Source organism: Streptomyces cyaneofuscatus (assembly GCF_033109485.1).
GTDB lineage: Bacteria > Actinomycetota > Actinomycetes > Streptomycetales > Streptomycetaceae > Streptomyces > Streptomyces cyaneofuscatus.
The window spans coordinates 1,272,349-1,289,921 of sequence record NZ_CP137002.1; the positions used below are offsets into that span (position 1 = coordinate 1,272,349).

General features: G+C 72.9%; 13 protein-coding genes. 5 read left to right on the forward strand and 8 right to left on the reverse strand.

Translation table 11 applies throughout. The annotated features are described in order from the left end of the window. Window positions 1-15 precede the first annotated feature (15 nt). Window positions 16-519, reverse strand: a complete 504-nt coding sequence (locus R2B67_RS05295; protein WP_018514660.1) for a flavin reductase family protein — start codon at window positions 517-519, stop codon at window positions 16-18. Between the two features lie 353 nt (window positions 520-872). Next, on the reverse strand, window positions 873-2,177 hold the full coding sequence (locus tag R2B67_RS05300; protein WP_317816668.1) for an ROK family transcriptional regulator: 1,305 nt from the start codon (window positions 2,175-2,177) through the stop codon (window positions 873-875). 535 nt (window positions 2,178-2,712) lie between these two features. Here R2B67_RS05300 and R2B67_RS05305 point away from each other — a divergent pair. Further along, on the forward strand, window positions 2,713-5,121 hold the full coding sequence (locus R2B67_RS05305; protein ID WP_317816669.1) for a DUF8508 domain-containing protein: 2,409 nt from the start codon (window positions 2,713-2,715) through the stop codon (window positions 5,119-5,121). A gap of 28 nt (window positions 5,122-5,149) precedes the next feature. Here the strand turns inward: R2B67_RS05305 and R2B67_RS05310 are convergent, their stop codons facing one another. From R2B67_RS05310 to R2B67_RS05320, 3 genes are read right to left on the reverse strand one after another with little or no spacing between them, the layout of a single operon-like run. Then, entirely contained in the window at window positions 5,150-6,067 is a 918-nt protein-coding gene (locus R2B67_RS05310; protein WP_317816670.1) for an alpha/beta fold hydrolase, read from the reverse strand. Between the two features lie 23 nt (window positions 6,068-6,090). Further along, window positions 6,091-7,359, reverse strand: coding sequence for a beta-ketoacyl-[acyl-carrier-protein] synthase family protein (locus R2B67_RS05315; RefSeq protein WP_317816671.1), 1,269 nt, complete (start codon window positions 7,357-7,359; stop codon window positions 6,091-6,093). After that, window positions 7,356-7,589 carry an acyl carrier protein gene (locus R2B67_RS05320; protein ID WP_018514655.1) on the reverse strand — a complete coding sequence of 78 codons (234 nt, stop codon included), beginning with the start codon at window positions 7,587-7,589 and terminating at the stop codon, window positions 7,356-7,358. The genes R2B67_RS05315 and R2B67_RS05320 overlap by 4 nt, the downstream gene beginning before the upstream one ends. 240 nt (window positions 7,590-7,829) lie before the next feature. On the opposite strand from R2B67_RS05320, the gene R2B67_RS05325 reads away from it, so the two are divergent. From R2B67_RS05325 to R2B67_RS05340, 4 genes are all read left to right on the forward strand, one after another. Beyond that, window positions 7,830-8,276 carry a nitroreductase family deazaflavin-dependent oxidoreductase gene (locus tag R2B67_RS05325; RefSeq protein ID WP_317816672.1) on the forward strand — a complete coding sequence of 149 codons (447 nt, stop codon included), beginning with the start codon at window positions 7,830-7,832 and terminating at the stop codon, window positions 8,274-8,276. A gap of 110 nt (window positions 8,277-8,386) precedes the next feature. Then, window positions 8,387-9,034, forward strand: a complete 648-nt coding sequence (locus R2B67_RS05330; RefSeq protein WP_317816673.1) for a GOLPH3/VPS74 family protein — start codon at window positions 8,387-8,389, stop codon at window positions 9,032-9,034. Between the two features lie 109 nt (window positions 9,035-9,143). Then, window positions 9,144-9,875: a nitroreductase family protein gene (locus tag R2B67_RS05335; protein ID WP_317816674.1), complete on the forward strand. Its 732-nt coding sequence runs from the start codon at window positions 9,144-9,146 to the stop codon at window positions 9,873-9,875. 261 nt (window positions 9,876-10,136) lie between these two features. After that, window positions 10,137-11,693, forward strand: a complete 1,557-nt coding sequence (locus R2B67_RS05340) for a peptidoglycan-binding protein (RefSeq protein ID WP_317816675.1) — start codon at window positions 10,137-10,139, stop codon at window positions 11,691-11,693. Between the two features lie 76 nt (window positions 11,694-11,769). Here R2B67_RS05340 and R2B67_RS05345 read toward each other — a convergent pair whose 3' ends face one another. From R2B67_RS05345 to R2B67_RS05355, 3 genes are all read right to left on the reverse strand, one after another. Beyond that, window positions 11,770-12,444, reverse strand: coding sequence for a hypothetical protein (locus R2B67_RS05345; RefSeq protein WP_317816676.1), 675 nt, complete (start codon window positions 12,442-12,444; stop codon window positions 11,770-11,772). Between the two features lie 85 nt (window positions 12,445-12,529). After that, a complete protein-coding gene (locus tag R2B67_RS05350) occupies window positions 12,530-16,309 on the reverse strand; it encodes a S8 family serine peptidase (protein ID WP_317816677.1) in 3,780 nt (1,259 codons plus the stop codon). Between the two features lie 95 nt (window positions 16,310-16,404). Then, a complete protein-coding gene (locus R2B67_RS05355; protein ID WP_317816678.1) occupies window positions 16,405-17,547 on the reverse strand; it encodes an XdhC family protein in 1,143 nt (380 codons plus the stop codon). Window positions 17,548-17,573: the final 26 nt, after the last annotated feature.

Consider the following 17,573-nt stretch of genomic DNA (forward strand, 5'->3'; position numbering starts at 1 on the left):
GAGGTATTCCTGTGCTCAGAGGGAGTGGTAGGTGCCGTTGTGGAAGAGCAGCGGGCTGCGGCCCTCGTCGAGCCAGGAGTCGGTGACCCGGGCGATGACGATCCGGTGGTCACCGGCGGGCACGATCTGTTCGGTCTCCAGCCGCAGCCAGCCGGCCGCCCCGTCGAGCACCGGCTCGCCCTCGGGCAGCCGCCGCCAGGAGGTCGGCGCGGCGAACCGGTCGATGCCGCTGGTGGCGAAGGTGCGGGCGAGGGCTTCCTGGTCGGCGCCGAGGAAGTTGACGACGGTGGAGGCGGCCCGTTCGACATGGGGCCAGGAGGAGGTGGTGGTGCCGATCCCGTAGGAGACGAGCGGCGGGTCGAGGGAGAGCGAGGTGAGCGAGGTGGCGGTGAATCCGACGGGGCCGTGGCCGGAGTCGGCGGTCACGACGACCACGCCTGCCGGATAGCGGCGGAACACCTGCTTGAAACGGTCCGGGGCGTACCCGGCGGCATACGAGGAAACGGTGACGGTCAACATCTCTCCCGGAGTGGAAAGGCGGAAAAGGGCGCGCGGCGGTGGAGCGGCGGCACGGAAAAGGGAAACGGGCGGCGAAAGACACGCGACCGGTGGCAGCAGATCGCGGGGAACGCCCGTGAATCAGCGGAGTGTTATCGGGAACCCGGACAGGGGCGACAACGGAAGGGCCGGGAGAATTCCCTCACCGGCGCAGCCGTGCGACAGCGGCATGCCGTGCGGGGCATGCTCTGCTGAATACGCTGGCGGCTGGTCATGGATCCATCTTCCCGTTCGGCCGGCGGGCCGGTCAACAATGCAACTTTCTGAATTAAGTCGATTCTCCGCCGGCCGTACGCGGCTGCTCGGCCTCCCGGTCAGGAGACCGCGGGCAGCGCGGGCCACGGGCCCAGCGGGTCGGTGTAGAGCGCGCCGAGCGCGACCGCGCCGCCCGCCGTGGCCAGCACCGATCCGGTGAAGCTGCTCGGCACCACGGCCCGTTCGGGGTCCTCGCAGACCCAGGACCGCTCGGCCACCTCCGCCCGCAGCTCGGCCAGACACTCCGGGATCCGGCCGGCCCCCGGCTCGACCACGACGAGGACCTCCGGGTCGAACATGTCCAGCAGCAGCGCCGCTCCCCGGCCCACCAGTCGGGCCCGCCGCCGGAACAGCGCGAGGGCCCGTGCGTCACCGGTCAGCGCCCGGTCGAGGAGTTCGGTGAACGAGCCGACGATCAGGCCCTGTTCGGCGGCCCGGCGCACCATGGCCCGCTCGGACACCTCGGACTGGAGGCACCCGGTCCGGCCGCACGAGCACGGTTCGGCGCCGCCCGATCCGCCCGAGCCCAGGGGCAGATGGGCCACGCTGCCCGCCCCGGAGCGGGGGCCCAGGTGCATGGCCCCGGAGCTGGCGAACGCCGCGTCCACCACCGCGCCGACGAAGAGCAGGACCGTGCTGGCCCGGGTCGACGCCTCGCCGAACAGCTGCTCGGCGCGGGCCAGCGCGCGGGAGTGGCTGTCCACATGGACGGGCAGCCCGGTGGCGGATTCGAGGATCGCGCGCACCGGGACGTCCCGCCACCCCAGGTGCGGGTGGTCGACGACGACGCCGGCGGCGGGGTCCACCCGGTGCCCGGTGGCGAAGCCGAGGGCGAGGACGGTCCGCCCCGCCGCGTGGGCGTCGATCAGCCGGGGCAGCCGGTCGGCGAGGTCGCGCAGGAGGGCGGGTCCGGTGGAGAGCCCGCGCGGGGAGCGGCCGGGGACGGTGGCGTACGGGCCGCTCGCGCCGACCGCGTGCGGCTGCCGGTCCTCGGCGACGATCCGGCCGCGCAGGTCCATGAGCGAGACGGTGGAGTGTGCGACGGCGACGTGGGCCCCGGCGACGAGGTAGCGGCCCGTGTCGATCTCGACGGGTATGTGGGGGCGGCCGAGCCCCTTGGGCCCGACGGTCTCCGCGCTCTCCCGGACCAGCCCGCGGGCCAGCAGGTGGCCGACGTGGCCGGTGACCGCCGCCGGGGAGAGCCCGGTGAGGCGGGCGACGGTGGAGCGGGCGACCGGCCCGTGGTCGAGGATCGCGCTCAGCACGGAGCCGGTGCCGGAGGTCCGGCGGGCGGGCCCGGCCGCCGGGATGTCGGAGCGGCGCAGCGGGGCGGGGCGGCGGGCGGGCGCGGACAGACGCTTCACGGTGTCTTCCAGGTCCTCGGTGGCAGCGGGCCGTGCGGGGCGGCTCCTGGACGGAGCTCCGGACCTCGACCCGTACGGGCGGCAAGGGCGTTGCGGCCGGAGGGTTGAGGCATCTCCCGTGGAACGGTCGCCCCGGGTGCGCACGCCGGAGGGGCTCCGGCTGCGGTCGCTCAGGGGCTCGGCGCGTTCAGACCCGGTGACACGCCGCGGAGCACACGCGCTTCAGGTCGACATGACCTCGCGTCGTCAGGTGTGCGGATCGCTGCATGGCGCGCAACGTAGCCGGAACGGCGTAACCCGGTCAAACCGTTGACCGCATGGTGGACGGCCGTCTCACGGAGGCGTGTTGCCCGGACATTGCCGCACGTGGCAGGCGTGTGGCGGGCGCGCGACGAGCCTGCGGCGGGGTCCGGGCGAGACGCGGCAGCCTGTTCTCCATACGGGCGACGCCGGGAATTAACCGGTGATGCCTTGTCATGCCCCGTTCTACGCGCATAGTTTTTGGCTCTTACCACCAAGCTTGAGGGGCACCTCCGTGCAGATATCCAGATCAGGTTCCGTCCTGCTGACCGGCGCCGTCGCCGTCGCGCTCGCGGTGACCGCCCTGCCCGCCGCCCAGGCGGCCCCGTCCGCCACCACGGTGATCTCCGAGGTGTACGGCGGCGGGGGCAACTCCGGCGCCACGCTGACCCGGGACTTCGTGGAGCTGGCCAACGCCGGCTCCACCCCGTTCGAGGTCGGCGGCTTCAGCGTCCAGTACCTGCCGGGCGCCCCGTCGGCCGGTTCGCAGTGGCAGGTCTCCGCGCTCACCGGGGCGATCGCCCCCGGCGGCCGCTACCTGGTTGCCCAGGCCGCGGGCACCGGCGGCACCGTCGCCCTGCCCACCCCGGACGCCACCGGCACCATCGCCCTGGCCGCCGGAAGCGGCACCGTCGCGCTGGTCTCCGGCACCACGCCGCTCACCTGCAAGACGGCCGCGGACTGCGCCGCCGAGCCCCGCATCGTGGACCTGGTCGGCTACGGCTCCGCCGTCGTCCGGGAGGGCAGCGGCCCGGCCCCCACCGCCTCGGCCACCGCATCCGTCCACCGGGCCGCTTCGCTCGCCGACACCGACGACAACGCCGCCGACTTCTCCGCCTCCGCCCCGACCCCCGTCAACGCGGCCGGCGAGACGTCCGGCGGCGGCCAGGAGCCGGAGGAGCCCGGCCCGACCGAGCCCGGCCCCGTCCGGATCCACGACATCCAGGGCACCACCCGTATCTCCCCGCTCGACGGCACGGCGGTCACCGGCGTGCCGGGTACCGTCATCGGCGTACGGGCCACGGGCTCGCGCGGCTTCTGGATCCAGGACACCGCGCCCGACGGCGACGCCCGCACCAGCGAGGGCCTGTTCGTCTACACCGGCTCCGCCGCACCGGCCGTCAAGGTCGGCGACGCGGTCCTGGTGAGCGGCAAGGTGGCCGAGTACTACCCGGGCACCGGCACCCAGTCGATCACGCAGCTGACCGCGCCGCGCACCACCGTCCTCTCCTCCGGCAACGCACTGCCCGCGCCGGTCGTCCTCGACGCCCGCTCGGTGCCCGGCCGTTACGTGCCCTCGGCGGGCGGCGGCGCCATCGACGCGCTGCCCCTGGAGCCGAAGCGCTACGCCCTGGACCTGTACGAGGCCCTGGAGGGCGCCCGGGTCCAGATCGCCGACACCCGGGTGACCGGGGCGACGACGGCGTACGACGAGATCTGGGTGACGGTCAAGCCGAAGGAGAAGCCGACCCGGCGCGGCGGCACGCTCTACGCCTCGTACACGGACCAGAACACCGGCCGGCTCAAGGTGATGTCGCTGGACCCGGCGCAGCCGGTCCCCACGGCCAACGTGGGTGACGTGCTGAAGGGCCGCACCACGGGCGTGCTCGACTACGCCTCGTACGGCGGCTACAACGTGCAGGCCACCGGGCTGGGCACGCACGTCGACAAGAAGCTGCGGCGCGAGGTGACCCGCAAGCAGAAGAAGGACGAGCTGGCGGTCGCCACGTACAACGTGGAGAACCTGGACGCGGCCGACCCGCAGGCCAAGTTCGACACGCTGGCCGAGGGCATCGCGGTCAACCTCTCCTCCCCCGACATCGTCTCGCTGGAGGAGATCCAGGACGACAACGGTCCGGTCAACGACGGCACGGTGGGCTCCGAGGCGACGCTGAAGCGGTTCACGGACGCGATCGTCGCCAAGGGCGGCCCGCGCTACGCCTGGCGCTACATCGCCCCCGAGAACAACAAGGACGGCGGCGAGCCCGGCGGCAACATCCGCAACGTCCTGCTCCACAACGCCCAGCGGGTCTCCTTCGCCGACCGGCCGGGCGGCGACGCCACCACGCCGGTCCAGGCGGTCAAGACCCGCAAGGGTGTCCAGCTCTCCGTCTCCCCCGGCCGGATCAACCCGGCGAGCCCGGCGTGGGAGGCCAGCCGCAAGCCGCTGGTGGGCGAGTTCACCTTCCGGGGCAAGCCGGTCTTCGTCATCGGCAACCACTTCGGCTCCAAGGGCGGCGACCAGCCGCTGCACGGCCGCTACCAGGAGCCGAACCGCTCCTCGGAGGCCAAGCGGATCCAGCAGGCCGCCGAGGTGAACGCCTTCGTCACGTCGCTGCTGAAGGCGGACAAGTCGGCGCGGGTGGTGGCGCTCGGGGACTTCAACGACTTCGAGTTCTCCCCGACGTTCACGGCACTGACCCAGGGCAAGGTGCTCAAGCCCCTGATCAAGACGCTGCCCTCCTCGGAGCGGTACAGCTACGTCTTCGACGGCAACTCGCAGACGCTGGACCACATCCTGACGAGCCCGGCGGTCCGGCGCTTCGACTACGACGTGGTGCACATCAACGCCGAGTTCGCCGACCAGGCGAGCGACCACGACCCGCAGGTGGTGCGGATCAAGGCCGGCGGCTTCCGGCACTGAGCCGGAGGCACCCGGGCGGGCCGGACCCTCAGGTCCGGCCCGCCGGGGCACCCGCCTGTCGCGGCAGACTGACGGGGGCACCCACGCGCGCACCCTTCGTCTCCGCCTCCGTCTCCGTGAAGAACCGGGCCACCAGCTCCGCGACCTCGAAGGCCCGTTCCAGGACCACCCAGTGGTCGGACTCCGGAACCGTCAGGAACCGGCTGCCCTCGATGGTCGCCGCGAACTCCCGCTGCCGCTCCGGCGAGGTCACCGTGTCGTGCTCCCCGGCGAAGACCAGGGCCGGTACACCGCTCAGCCCGCCGGAGAAGTCCGGCCGGTCGGCCAGCGCCCGGTAGAGCGAGTTGGTCGCGTGCGGGGAGTGGGTGAGCGCGTGCAGGAACGAACGGCGTACATAGCGGCGGGCCAACTCCCGTCGGTGCACGTTACGTTCAGGGTCCAGGCACATCAGCGCGTCGGCGGCCGTCGCCGCGAACCCCTCGCGGTCCCCGCCCGCGAGCAGCTCCCGCGCCCGCTCCCAGCACTCCACCTGGTCCTCGTCGATATGGACCGGTACGCCGCCGAGGGCGAGCCGGGCGACCCGCTCGGGATGGCGTTGCGCGAAGCCGAAGGCGATGGCGGTGCCGTAGGAGAAGCCGAAGAGGTTCAGCCGGGGGGCGCCGAGGTCGTCGGCGATCCGGAGCACGGCCCGCCGCAGGATGTCGGCGCTGGGCCCGGGCGGCAGGGGGTCGGCGGAGCCCATGCCGGGCAGGTCGGCGGTGACCACGTCGGTCGCCGGGCCCAGGTGGTCGTCCATCTGCGGCCAGCCGTACATGCCCTGGAGGGCGCCGCCGAGGACGAGCGCGGGTTCGGTGGCGGGGGCGCCGCCGTCGGAGGCGTGCGGCAGGACGCGGTAGCTGTACCGCACTCCGTCCACCGACAGCGTCCGGATGATCTCCTCTGGCATCGTTCTCCCCAACTCCCTTCCGCTCAGGCCCTGGTGAGGACGAGCGCCGCGTTGTGTCCGCCGAAGCCGAGCGAGGTCTTCACCGCGCAGTCGAAGGAGGCGCCGCGGGCCTCCTTGGCGACGACGTCCATCTCGATCTGCGGGTCGGGGGCGTCCAAGTTGACGGTGGGCGGGACCAGTTGGTGCTGGAGGGCCAGCACGGTCAGCGCGGCCTCGATGCCGCCGGCCGCGCCGAGGGTGTGCCCGGTCATCGCCTTGGTGGAGGTGACGAGGGGGCTTTCGCCGAGGACGCGGCGGAGCATGGTGGCCTCGATGAGGTCGTTGGAGAGCGTCGAGGTGCCGTGCGCGTTGACGTGTCCGACGTCGGCCGGGGAGATCCCGGCGTCCGCGAGGGCGGTGCGCAGGGCGCGTTCGATGCCGAGCCCGTCGGGGTCCGGGGCGACGGCGGAGTGGGCGTCGCTGGAGGCCCCGTAACCGTTCACATGGGCGCGGACGGTGGCGCCGCGGGCGCGGGCGTGCTCGGGGTGCTCCAGGACGAGGAGGCCCGCGCCCTCGCCGACGACGAAGCCGTCGCGGTGGGTGTCGAAGGGGCGGCAGGCGGCCGTGGGGTCCTCGCGGCGGGTGGAGACGGCCTTGAGGCTGCACGCGCTGGCGATCAGCAGCCGGGTGCAGGTGGATTCGGCGCCGCCCGCGATGACGATGTCGCAGGCCCCGGAGCGGAGCATCTGGTGGGCGGTGCCGATGGCGACGGTCCCGGAGGAGCAGGCGGTGGAGACGGCCTGGCTGGGGCCCTGCACCCCGAGGTCCAGACTGACGCTGCTGGCCGCGCCGTTGACGACGCTGAGGGGGGCGAGCTTCGGGGAGACCCGGCGGGCGCCGCGCTCGGCGAGGGTGGCGTGCTGCTCGTCGTAGAAGGGCAGCCCGCCGTGGGCCGAGCCGATGACGATGCCGACGCGGCCGCTGTCCCAGAGGGCCGGGTCGAGCCCGGCGTCCGCGACCGCCTCGCGGGCGGCGATGACGGCGAGCTGGGCGAAGCGGTCCATCAGCCGCTGGGCGGCCACCCCGAGCAGCTCGCGCGGGTCGCAGTCGGTGACGGAGTAGAAGAAGTCGCAGGGCAGGCCGTCCAGTTCGGGCCGGGGGCCGACGGACGGGGCGAGCCCTTCGGTGACGCCGTGCCAGGCGGCCCGGGCGCCCGTACCGGCCGCGGTGACCAGGCCGACCCCGGTCACGGCGGCGGCGAACGGGGCGAGCGGCGTACGCCGGTAGGGCGCGGGGGCCGCCGGGGCGCTCATGCGGTGGCCTTCACGTGGACGACCTCGATCAGCCGGCCGAGAGTGTCGCGCGAGGTGAGCGCGACATCCTCCAGGTCGACGTCCAGCCGGTCCTCGATGAGCAGCCGCAGCTCCTCCAGGGCGAGGGAGTCCAGCCGCAGCCGGTGCAGCGGAACGTCGGGGCCGAGAGCCTCGGGGTCGGTTCCGAACTTCGCTACCAGCAGGGCGCTGATCTCTTCCGAGGTGCTCATTGGCGCTCCTGGGCTCAGTGACGCGGTGACGCCGGCCGCGCGGGTTGGGGGTGGGGTGGGGAGGGGCCATCGGGGGACGCCGGCTGCTCCGGAAGGACCCTTTATACGCCTTCACCGAGGGGTTCCCGGCCCGCGTTCCCCCGTGCGGTGGCAGCCCTGTCCAGGTGTACGAATCCCCCGGTGCGGCCGGACGGGGGTGCAGGATGGAGGGAGGGACCGTACGAGCGGAAGGAGAGGCGCATGGCGGAGGAAGCGGACGGAGCGACGGAGGTCGAGGTCAGCCCCACCGGCTGGGTGGCCCGGCAGGCCGAGCTGTACGAGTCGTCCGGCGGCACGAAGGGCACGACCCAGCTCGGGGTCCCGTGTCTGCTGATGGACTACGTGGGGCGGCGCAGCGGGATCGTCCGGCGGACGGTGCTGATGTACGGGCGGGACGGCGAGGACTACCTGATCGTGGCCTCCAACGGCGGCTCGGACCGCCCGCCGCTCTGGTACCTGAACCTGCGGGCGGACCCCGAGGTGGAGCTCCGGGTGGGCACCGAGCGCTTCCCGGCCGTCGCGGCGACCCTCCCGGCCGAGGAGAAGGCCCGGGTCTGGCCGGGGCTGGTGGAGCTGTTCCCGCGCTACGCGCAGTACCAGGCGGGCACCGAGCGCGACATCCCGGTGGTCCGGCTGACCAGGCGCTGACGGGGCGCCGCCGGGGCCGGGCGGCGTGATACTGATCGCCCCACCATGGTGGGGATTCCCTGTCGATGTTCAGATGCTCAGATGTTCAGATGCTTTGAGAGGAGCCGTTCATGACCACGGCGAAAGACCTGTTCATCATCGCCATGGACCCGAGGCCGGACCGCTCCGTGGGGCAGGGCGACCTGTCGCTCGCCCTCGCGGGAGCCGAGCTGATCGATCTGATCGACGCGGGTGCCGTCACCGTGGACGAGGACCGCATCGTGCCGGACGAGGCGTCGGCGCCGCAGGACGGGCTCCTCGGCGAAGCCGCGGCCCTGCTCATCCGGGAGTCGCCCCACGAGCGGATCGAGGACTGGCTCTGGCGCCGGGGCCGGGACCTCGCGGCCGCCTACCAGGCGGCGCTGGAGGAGGACGGTGAGCTGACCCGGAAGCGGAGCGGCCGGCTCTCCTTCGGCTCGGAGCGCGTGGAGCCGGTCGACACGCCTGCCCGCCGCGCGGCGGTCGAGCGCTGGGAGGAGCGGGAACCCGTCCTGGCCGCGCTCGCCTCGGCGATCGGCGTCGAGGGCGGACCGTCCGGCGTCGAGGGCGGACCGTCGGGTGTCGAGGGCGGAGCGTCGGATGAGGAACCCGGCCTCGACGACGAGGCGGTGACGGTCGTGGTGACCGCCGTCCACGACGCGGTGATGGAGCTGGAAGCCGTACGCCAGCGGCGGACGATCGAGAACTCGGCGTTCGCCAACCTCTGGCGCGGCCCCTGAGGCGGAGGAGCGCACCGGGCCCTGTGCCGAACCGGCTAACCGGCTAACCGGCTAACCGAGGAGCGCACCCCCTGCCCTGAGCCGGGAGTTCTGCCTAGACTCCGCGATCATGACCATGAAAACGGTTCAGGCCGACCCGTCCGCCCTCGGCGGCCCCGCTCTCTTCGACACCATGTCCACCATGCGCGCCATGCGCCGCCTCAAGCCGGACGCCGTACCGGACGAGACGATCGATCAGCTCATACAGGCCGCCGTCTGGGGACCCAGCGGCGGCAACATGCAGTGTTACGAGTACGTCGTGGTGACCGACCGTGAGGTGATGGCCCGGCTCGCGCCGCTGTGGAAGCGGTGCGTGGACTCCTACCTCGCGACGACCGGGAAGTACGCGCCCGAGGGCATGGACGAGGCGGCGTACGGGCGGATGGTCGCGGCGATCGAGTACCAGCGCGACCACTTCGCCGACACCCCCGCGCTGATCATTCCGTGCTACCGCTTCCCGGCGCCGCGGCTCGACGAGGAGGGCCTGATCGCCTCCGCGCAGGCGCTCGGCCCGGAGGCGAGTGAGCGGATGATGACCTCTCAGACACGCTTCCAGGCGCTGGCGGAGGGTTCCTGCGTCTACCCCGGCGTCCAGAACCTGCTGCTCGCGGCCCGGGGTCTCGGCCTCGCGGCGAACATCACCATCTGGCACCTGTTCCTGGAGCAGGAGTGGAAGCAGGAGCTCGGCATCCCGGAGGACATGGCGACGTTCGCCGCCGTTCCGGTGGGGTGGCCGCAGGGCAACTTCGGACCGGTCCGGCGCCGCCCGGTGGCGGACGTCATCCACCGGAACCGCTGGTAGCGAGGGCGGGGCCGATCGGCCCATCGCACCCCCTGTCGGGTGATACCCCCCGTCACCCGACAGGCCCTAATAGCCCGTCAACTTCCTTACTTTGCAGGCCAGTTGCACGACACGCCGCGACTCGGCCGCCATTGTCATGCCCTTCTCACCTCGCTAGCCTGGGTGCGCTCGCAGCCCCTTGCGTCCTGCACCCCGGACCGGGGCTGCTCTCTTCTCCTCCCGCGGATTTCCCCACAGATTCCCCACAGAGCAGGAGCACCCATGCCCAGAAGTCCCGTCGTCGCCCGCACCCGGGCCGGCGCGTCCGTCCTGGCGGCCCTCACGGTCACCGCGCTGGTCGCCACCGGCCAGCCGGCGACCGCCGCCCCCGCCCCGCCCGCCGCCGAACCGCTGAACCGGGCCTTCGACCGGGCGGCGCGGGAGTACGGCGTCCCGCGCGATCTGCTGGCCGCCGTCGGCTACGGCGAGAGCCGCCTCGACGGCCACGCGGGCAAGCCCAGCCAGGCGAACGGCTACGGGGTGATGCACCTGGCGAGCAACCCCGACAACCGCTCGCTGGAGAAGGCCGCGGCGCTGACCGGGGAGCCGGCCGACCGGCTGCGCCGGGACACCGCGGCGAACATCCTCGGCGGCGCCGCCGTCCTGCGCGACCACGCCGACCGCCTCGGCCTGAACCGTACGGAGCGGCGGGACGTGAACGCCTGGTACCCGGCGGTCGCCCGGTACAGCGAGGCCGAGGGCCCGGCGGCGGCGCTCTACGCGGACACGGTGTTCACCTTCCTCGCCCAGGGCCTGACCACGACGGCCCCCGGCGGCGAGACGGTACGGGTGCCCTCCCGCCCGGTCGCCCCGGACAAGGACGAGGTCTCCGCCGCCGGGGTCTACGCGCAGAGCCCCGACTACCCCTCGGCGCTCTGGGTCCCCGCCTCCTCCCAGAACTACGCCACCGGGCGGACCGCGACCATCAACAAGGTGGTCGTCCATGTCACGCAGGGCTCGTACGCCGGTTCCATCAGCTGGTTCCAGAACCCGGCGTCCCAGGTCAGCGCCCACTACGTGATCCGCTCCTCGGACGGCGAGATCACCCAGACGGTCCGCGACGCCAACACCGCCTGGCACGCCCGCAGCGCCAACTCCTCCTCCATCGGCCTGGAGCACGAGGGGTGGGTCGACAACCCGGCCTGGTTCACCGACGCGATGTACCGCTCCTCCGCCGCGCTCACCAAGCACCTCGCCGCGCGGTACAGCATCCCGAAGGACCGGTCGCACATCATCGGCCACAGCGAGGCGCCGGGGGCCACCCACACCGACCCCGGGCCCAACTGGGACTGGAACCACTACATGCAGCTGGTCGGGGGCAGCCCCGGCACCCCCGGTGACAGCCTGACCTTCCCCTCGTACGCGGTCCAGCAGTCGGGCTCGTCGGGCCCGCAGGTGAAGGCCGTCCAGCAGCTGCTCAACGCCCAGGGGTACGCGGCGGGCTCGGCGGACGGCATCTTCGGCCCGGCCACCAAGAGCGCCACCCAGGCGTTCCAGCGGGCCCGCTCCCTCACCGCGGACGGCGCGGTCGGCCCGAAGACCTGGACGGCCCTGCTCTCCGCCGGCACCACCCCCGCCCTCGCCCGGGGCAGCTCCGGCGACGCGGTGAAGCGCCTCCAGCGCTCCCTGACGGCGGCGCTCGGCACCACGGTGAACGCCGACGGCAGCTTCGGCCCGACGACGGAGACGGCAGTCCGCACCTACCAGTCCAGCCGCGGCCTGAGCGTCGACGGCAAGGTGGGCCCGGCCACGTGGGGGGCGCTGCAGGCGGGGCGCTGAGCGACCGGAACATGACCGTGTGCCGGTGCGCCCCGGGGGCAGTCCCCCACGCACCGGCACCGACCCCGGCCCCTGATCACTCCGTGCCGCTGCCGACCGGGTACCCGATCTCCTTGATGTCCTCGGCCAGCTCAGCAGGCGCCCGCCGCGGGTTGAGCGCGGCGACGAGCTCGTCGGTCAGCGGCCGGAGCGCGTAGACATGGCGTACGGCTTCGGGGTCGAGCCGGACCTCGAAGTAGTCCTCGGCCCAATCCTGGTAGGACTCCGGGGTCCCCGTGGTGAGGAGCTGGAAGAGCCAGTCCGCGCCGTCGGAGTCCTCGCCCTCCTCCGGGAACTCGATGCTCCCCGCCCGCCAGCGGTCGTCGGTGTTCTCGCGCCAGAGGCAGGCGGTGACCACCGGGAGGCCGGACTCGTCGGTGAACGAGGGCTCGTCGACGTACTCCCGGAAGACGGCCGGGACCTCGTCGAGGACGCCGGGCCAGGGGCCGTCGTCCACGTAGGGGCTCATCGGGGACTCGTGGTCGAAGCCGCGCACGTAGACCCCGGCGGCGGAGAAGACCAGGGAGTACTCACCGCCCGCGCCGTCCCGCATCGAGGCCATCGCCTCTGTCGGCGACCAGTACGCGTCGAAGCTGTGCCAGCGGCGGTCCCATTCCGGGCAGAGGATCGCGTCCAGCATCGCCAGGGAGCGGCAGAGGTCGCGGAGGGGGGATATGCCCGGCAGCCTGCGGGCGACGTCATGAACGCTCATGCGCTCATCCAACCGCACGGGCCGGCGCCCCTCGCACGTGGTCCCGCGCCCCCTCGGTGGGGAGGCGCGGGACCGCGTCAGCGGGTCACTTCAGGCCGAAGGCCCTGATGATCTCCTGGTCCACGACCAGCCCGCCGGGGCCCTCCGCGTGTGCCTTGAGCGAGACCGAGGTCGCGCCCTTGGCGGGGGTGCGGAACGTGGCGGTCCACTCGCCCGAGGCCTCTCTGCGCAGGTCGGCCTTGGTCCAGTGCTTGCCGTCGTCGTAACTCACCGACAGCGACGCCTTGTTCGCCTTCACCGCACCCGGCAGCCACTCCTGGGTGCCGGAGGAGAGGCCGATCTCGGTCCGGCGGCCGGAGCGGACGTCGCCGGCCAGGTCGGTGTCGACGGCGTAGTCCAGCTGGAGCAGCGGGATGTCGGCCTGGTAGGGACCGTCCGGGTCGAGCGCGCCCGAGACGAAGCCCCACTCGGTGTGCGTACGTGTGGAGGTCTTCCAGGTCTTCGCGTCCCGGACCGAGTCGATGACCAGGCGGTACGGGAGCTTCTGCGGCGACAGGTCCCAGGCGTGGCCCGCCCTGCCCGCGCCCTTCTTGATCAACGTGTCGCCCTGGTGGAAGGCGTACGACGTGGTGTCGTACTCGTCCTCGGGCATCGAGCCGGAGTGGCCCGCGCCCGCGTCCGTCCACGGGGTGATGTTGAACTGCACGTCGTTCGTGGCCGTCCGGAACGGGCCCCAGTAGCCGGTGCCCAGGCGCGGGCGGGCGACCGGGGCGAACCACTCGGCCCGGTAGTCCCTGCCCGGCCGGTAGTCCAGCTGCGCGCTGCGCATCTCGTGGGCCCGGTCGGACTGTTCGGCGTTGAGGACCGAGTGGTTCTCGTACCAGAAGGAGTCGCCGGGGAGCGGGTTGACCCACTCGGTGCGGGTCCCGGGGAACTTCTCGTACTCCTCGAAGCCGAGACCGGGGCCGTAGTCCGGGATGTCGTAGCGGTAGCCCGCGCCGAGCGCCGCCTGGTGGCCGTAGAAGGTGTTGGTCACCTTCGCCAGGTCACGGGTGGACGGGGCGAAGGCCAGCGAGCGGTCCGGGATGGTGCCGTCGTGGCGGTCCACCAGGTCGTAGACGTACGAGGCGTGCTTCTTCTGGTCGACGCTCACCTTCTTGCCGCGCTGCGCGGCCCGGATCAGGGTGTCGCCCGCGAGCCTCTGGACCGAGGCGACGGGGATCGTGGACTGCTCGCCCCAGGGGACGTAGGACTCCATCGCTCGGCCCCGGCCGTCGTGGACGACGAACAGCGCCTCGGCTCCGGCGGCCACGGCGGCGGCCAGCCGGTCGGCGGGGGCGACCGTGTCGCTGCGGGTGACCACCACGGCCTTGCCGCGCGCGTTCAGGCCCTGGTAGTCGGCGGCCGCGCCCTTGCCCGCGTACACGGCGGTCAGCTTCTGCTCGCTGTCCTCGGCGACGAGCGAGCCGTTCTGGACGGTGACCGGGACGTCCTGGCCGTCGGCGGTGACGTCGATCAGCTCCTCGCCCTGGCGCCAGCGGGTCAGGAAGCTGAAGTCGCCCTCCTTGACCCTCTTGGTGGGGCTCGCCCACAACTGGTCGTAGGTGAGAGGGATTTGGTACGCGTCGCGCTGGACCGTGCCGTCCGGAGCCGTGCGCGCCATGTCGTAGCGGAGCTGGCGGGTCTCGGTCTCCTTCGGGGTGCGCACGCTCACCTTGCGGGCCTTGGAGGCGTCGAGGGTGACGGTGGTGGAGCCGGTGAGGATCGTCTCGGGGGCCGCGAGGAAGGCGACGGCCTTCGCGTCGGGGCGGTCGCCGTCGATGTCGACGGAGGCCCAGGCGGTGTAGTTGCCGGGCGGGAGGCGCAGCGTGGTGTCCCCGGTGACCTGGACGAGGCCCAGCTGCGGGTCGCCCAGTTCGGCGAGGACGACCAGGCCGTCCATCGGCTTGCCCGCGCGGTCGCGGAGCTTCAGCGTCAGGTCGTGGAGCTCCTTCTCCTTGGTGAGCGCGAAGCCGGTGTGCGCGACGGTGGTGCCCGCCGCGTCGGTGGCGGTGACCTGGCCGGAGAACGTGGTGTCGTTGGGCACCTTCGCCGGGTCCAGGGAGAGCACTGCCTCGGCCGTGGCGCCTGCCGGGACGGTCAGCGTGGAGGTGGAGAGCGTGTAGGCCGCCTCGTCGGTGTCCGTGGCCAGGTCGAGGGTGATGTCCTCATCACCCGTGTTGCGGTAGGTGATCGTGCGTTCGGCGACCGGGTCGGACGGGCTGTGCGGCCAGTCGTACGAGGCGACCTGGACCGAGCCCGTGGCCTCGATCGTCGTGTCGATCGCCGCCTTCACATCGAGCCGGCCGACCCCTTGCTCGTACGGGGTGTACGCGTCGAGCTTCTTGGACGAGGCCATCAGCGCGTCCTTGATGCGCTGACCGCTCCAGTCGGGGTGACGCTGCTTCAGAATCGCTGCCGCGCCCGCGACATGGGGCGTCGCCATCGACGTACCGGACATCGATCGGTACATCCCCTCGACGCCCGGGACCGACTGGGAGGCCGCGGCGCTGATGTCGACGCCGGGGGCCGACAGGTCCGGCTTCAGGCCGTGCGAGCGGACCAGCGGGCCCATGGAGGAGAAGTTCGCGCGGGCGTCCTGCTTGTCGACGGCGGCGATGGTGAGCGCCTTCTCCGCCGAGCCGGGCGAGCCGATGGTGCCCGCCCCGTACGCGTTGCCGGCGGCGATCACGAAGAGCGGACCGCCGTCCGCCGAGAGGGAGTTGACCGCCTGGGACATCGGGTCGCCGCCGTCGTCCGGTACCGGGGAGCCCAGGCTCATGGAGACGACGTCGGCCCCTTCGGCCGTCGCCCACTCCATGGCCTCGATGATCCCGGAGTCCGCGCCGGACCCCTCGTCGCTGAGCACCTTGCCGACGAGCAGATCGGCCGCCGGGGCGACCCCCTTGTTGGCACCGTCGGACGCGGCGCCCGAACCGGCGATGGTGGAGGCGACATGCGTGCCGTGGCCGTTGCGGTCCTCCACCTCCTCACCGGGGATGAAGCTGCGGGAGCCGACGATACGGTCCTTGACGTCCGGGTGGCCGGCGTCGATCCCGGTGTCCAGGACGGCGACCTTGGTGCCCTTCCCGTCGAACCCGGCGGCCCACGCCTGCGGGGCGTTCACCTGCGGCACCGAGTCCGCCAGCAGGGCCTCGGATCGGCCGTCCAGCCAGAGCTTCGCGATCCCGCCGTCGAGTGAACGGGCCCCGGGTGTACGGGTGATGGCGTCCCGGGACGTACGGGTGATGGCGTCCCAGAACGTCCGCACGCCGCCCTTGTCGGCCTGGAGCGCCGCGCCCTGGATCGAGGTGAGCGTACGGGTCTTCTTCGCGCCGCGCGGGGCGGCCGGAAGCGCCCGGGCCTTCCCCTTCGCCGCCGGGTAGGTCGCGATCAGCGGGACGGAACCGGTGCCCTCATCGTCGTACCCCATCCGCACCAGGGCCGAGACGTTGAAGAGCCGCCGGTCCAGCCTGCCCGCCGCGAGGAGCGCGGTGGCCTCGTCGGGCAGGACGTGGAGGTCGCCGCCCGCCTGCTGGATACGGACCCCGCCGCTCGCCCCGTCGGGACGGTCCACGGTGACGGTGTCCTGGTCGCCGGGCCCGTCCACGTACCGCACGACGTCCCCGGTGACGAGGGTGACCGTGCGTATCCCGGAGCGCGGGGCCTCGGCGTCGGTGGCGGGTGCGGGGACGGCGGAGGCCGTGCCCGCGAAAGGAACCAACAGGGAGCCCAGGAGCGCTGCCGAGGTGGCCAGGAGGAGGGCTCGGCGTCCTGGGCGCGCGGATCTCGCCCGGCCGGGAACGGAGGAGGGGGAAGAAGTCATGCAGCTGATCTACCGGTTGAGCCGGGGTGTCCGCTGCGTTCGGGGCTGGCAGGAAGCCGCCGTGGCGGTTACCCGCCCGGCGTGGACCAGGGGTTTCAGGCCACCGACGCCAGGGGTTGTCCGCTGCTGTCGTGGTGGATGGGGGTATGGGCCCCGGTGAGCGGTACGCCGCTGCCGCCGCGCCGGACCGCGACGATCTCGGCGGCGATGGACAGGGCCGTCTCCTCCGGCGTACGGGCTCCGAGGTCGAGGCCGATCGGCGAGTGCAGCCGGGCCAGTTCACGGTCGGTGAGGCCGACCTCGCGCAGCCTGTCGTTGCGCTCCAGGTGCGTGCGCCGCGAGCCCATCGCGCCGACGTAGGCGACCGGGAGCCGCAGGGCGGCCTCCAGCAGGGGTACGTCGAACTTGGCGTCGTGGGTGAGGACGCAGAGCACCGTACGGGCGTCGGTGGCGGTCTCCGCGAGGTAGCGGTGGGGCCAGTCGACGACGATCTCGTCGGCGTCGGGGAAGCGGGCGGCGGTGGCGAAGACCGGTCGGGCGTCGCAGACGGTGACCCGGTAGCCGAGGAACTTCCCGGCGCGCACGAGGGCGGCGGCGAAGTCGATGGCGCCGAAGACGATCATGCGGGGCGGGGGCACGCTGGACTCAACCAGGAGCTGGATCGGCCGGCCGCAGCGGGAGCCCTCGGCGCCGATGGCGAGCGGGCCGGTGCGGCCCGCGTCCAGCAGGGCCCGGGTCTCGGCCGCGGCGGTCCGGTCCAGCGCCGGGTGGCCGCCGAGCCCGCCCTCGTAACTCCCGTCGGGCCGGACCAGGAGCGGGGATCCGAGCAGCTCCTCGGGGCCCTCCGTGACGCGGGCCAGGGCGGCCGCCGCCCCCTCGGCGGCGGCCGCGAGCGCCGCGGCGAACACCGGGCGGGCGGGATCGTCCGCCCGTACCGGTGTGACCAGGATGTCGATGATGCCGCCGCAGGTCAGGCCGACCGCGAAGGCGTCCTCGTCGCTGTAGCCGAAGCGCTCGCGGACGGACTTCCCGTCCTCGAGGGCCTGTTGGCACAGTTCGTAGACGGCGCCCTCCACACAGCCGCCGGAGACCGAGCCGATGGCCGTTCCGTCGGCGTCGACGGCGAGGGCGGCACCCGGCTGCCGGGGCGCGCTGCCGCCGACCGCCACCACGGTGGCGACGGCGAACGCGCGTCCCTGCGAGACCCACCGGTGAAGCTCTTCGGCGATGTCCAGCATGGCGACTCTCCTTAGGTGAGGGAGGG

What these genes read in the sequence shown, in the direction of transcription:
- R2B67_RS05295 (WP_018514660.1), bottom strand. Translation starts at nt 519, where the DNA reads ATGTTGACCGTCACCGTTTCCTCGTATGCCGCCGGGTACGCCCCGGAC.
- R2B67_RS05330 (WP_317816673.1), top strand. Translation starts at nt 8,387, where the DNA reads ATGACCACGGCGAAAGACCTGTTCATCATCGCCATGGACCCGAGGCCG.
- R2B67_RS05325 (WP_317816672.1), top strand. Translation starts at nt 7,830, where the DNA reads ATGGCGGAGGAAGCGGACGGAGCGACGGAGGTCGAGGTCAGCCCCACC.
- R2B67_RS05345 (WP_317816676.1), bottom strand. Translation starts at nt 12,444, where the DNA reads ATGAGCGTTCATGACGTCGCCCGCAGGCTGCCGGGCATATCCCCCCTC.
- R2B67_RS05320 (WP_018514655.1), bottom strand. Translation starts at nt 7,589, where the DNA reads ATGAGCACCTCGGAAGAGATCAGCGCCCTGCTGGTAGCGAAGTTCGGA.
- R2B67_RS05335 (WP_317816674.1), top strand. Translation starts at nt 9,144, where the DNA reads ATGACCATGAAAACGGTTCAGGCCGACCCGTCCGCCCTCGGCGGCCCC.
- R2B67_RS05340 (WP_317816675.1), top strand. Translation starts at nt 10,137, where the DNA reads ATGCCCAGAAGTCCCGTCGTCGCCCGCACCCGGGCCGGCGCGTCCGTC.
- R2B67_RS05355 (WP_317816678.1), bottom strand. Translation starts at nt 17,547, where the DNA reads ATGCTGGACATCGCCGAAGAGCTTCACCGGTGGGTCTCGCAGGGACGC.
- R2B67_RS05350 (WP_317816677.1), bottom strand. Translation starts at nt 16,309, where the DNA reads ATGACTTCTTCCCCCTCCTCCGTTCCCGGCCGGGCGAGATCCGCGCGC.
- R2B67_RS05315 (WP_317816671.1), bottom strand. Translation starts at nt 7,359, where the DNA reads ATGAGCGCCCCGGCGGCCCCCGCGCCCTACCGGCGTACGCCGCTCGCC.
- R2B67_RS05310 (WP_317816670.1), bottom strand. Translation starts at nt 6,067, where the DNA reads ATGCCAGAGGAGATCATCCGGACGCTGTCGGTGGACGGAGTGCGGTAC.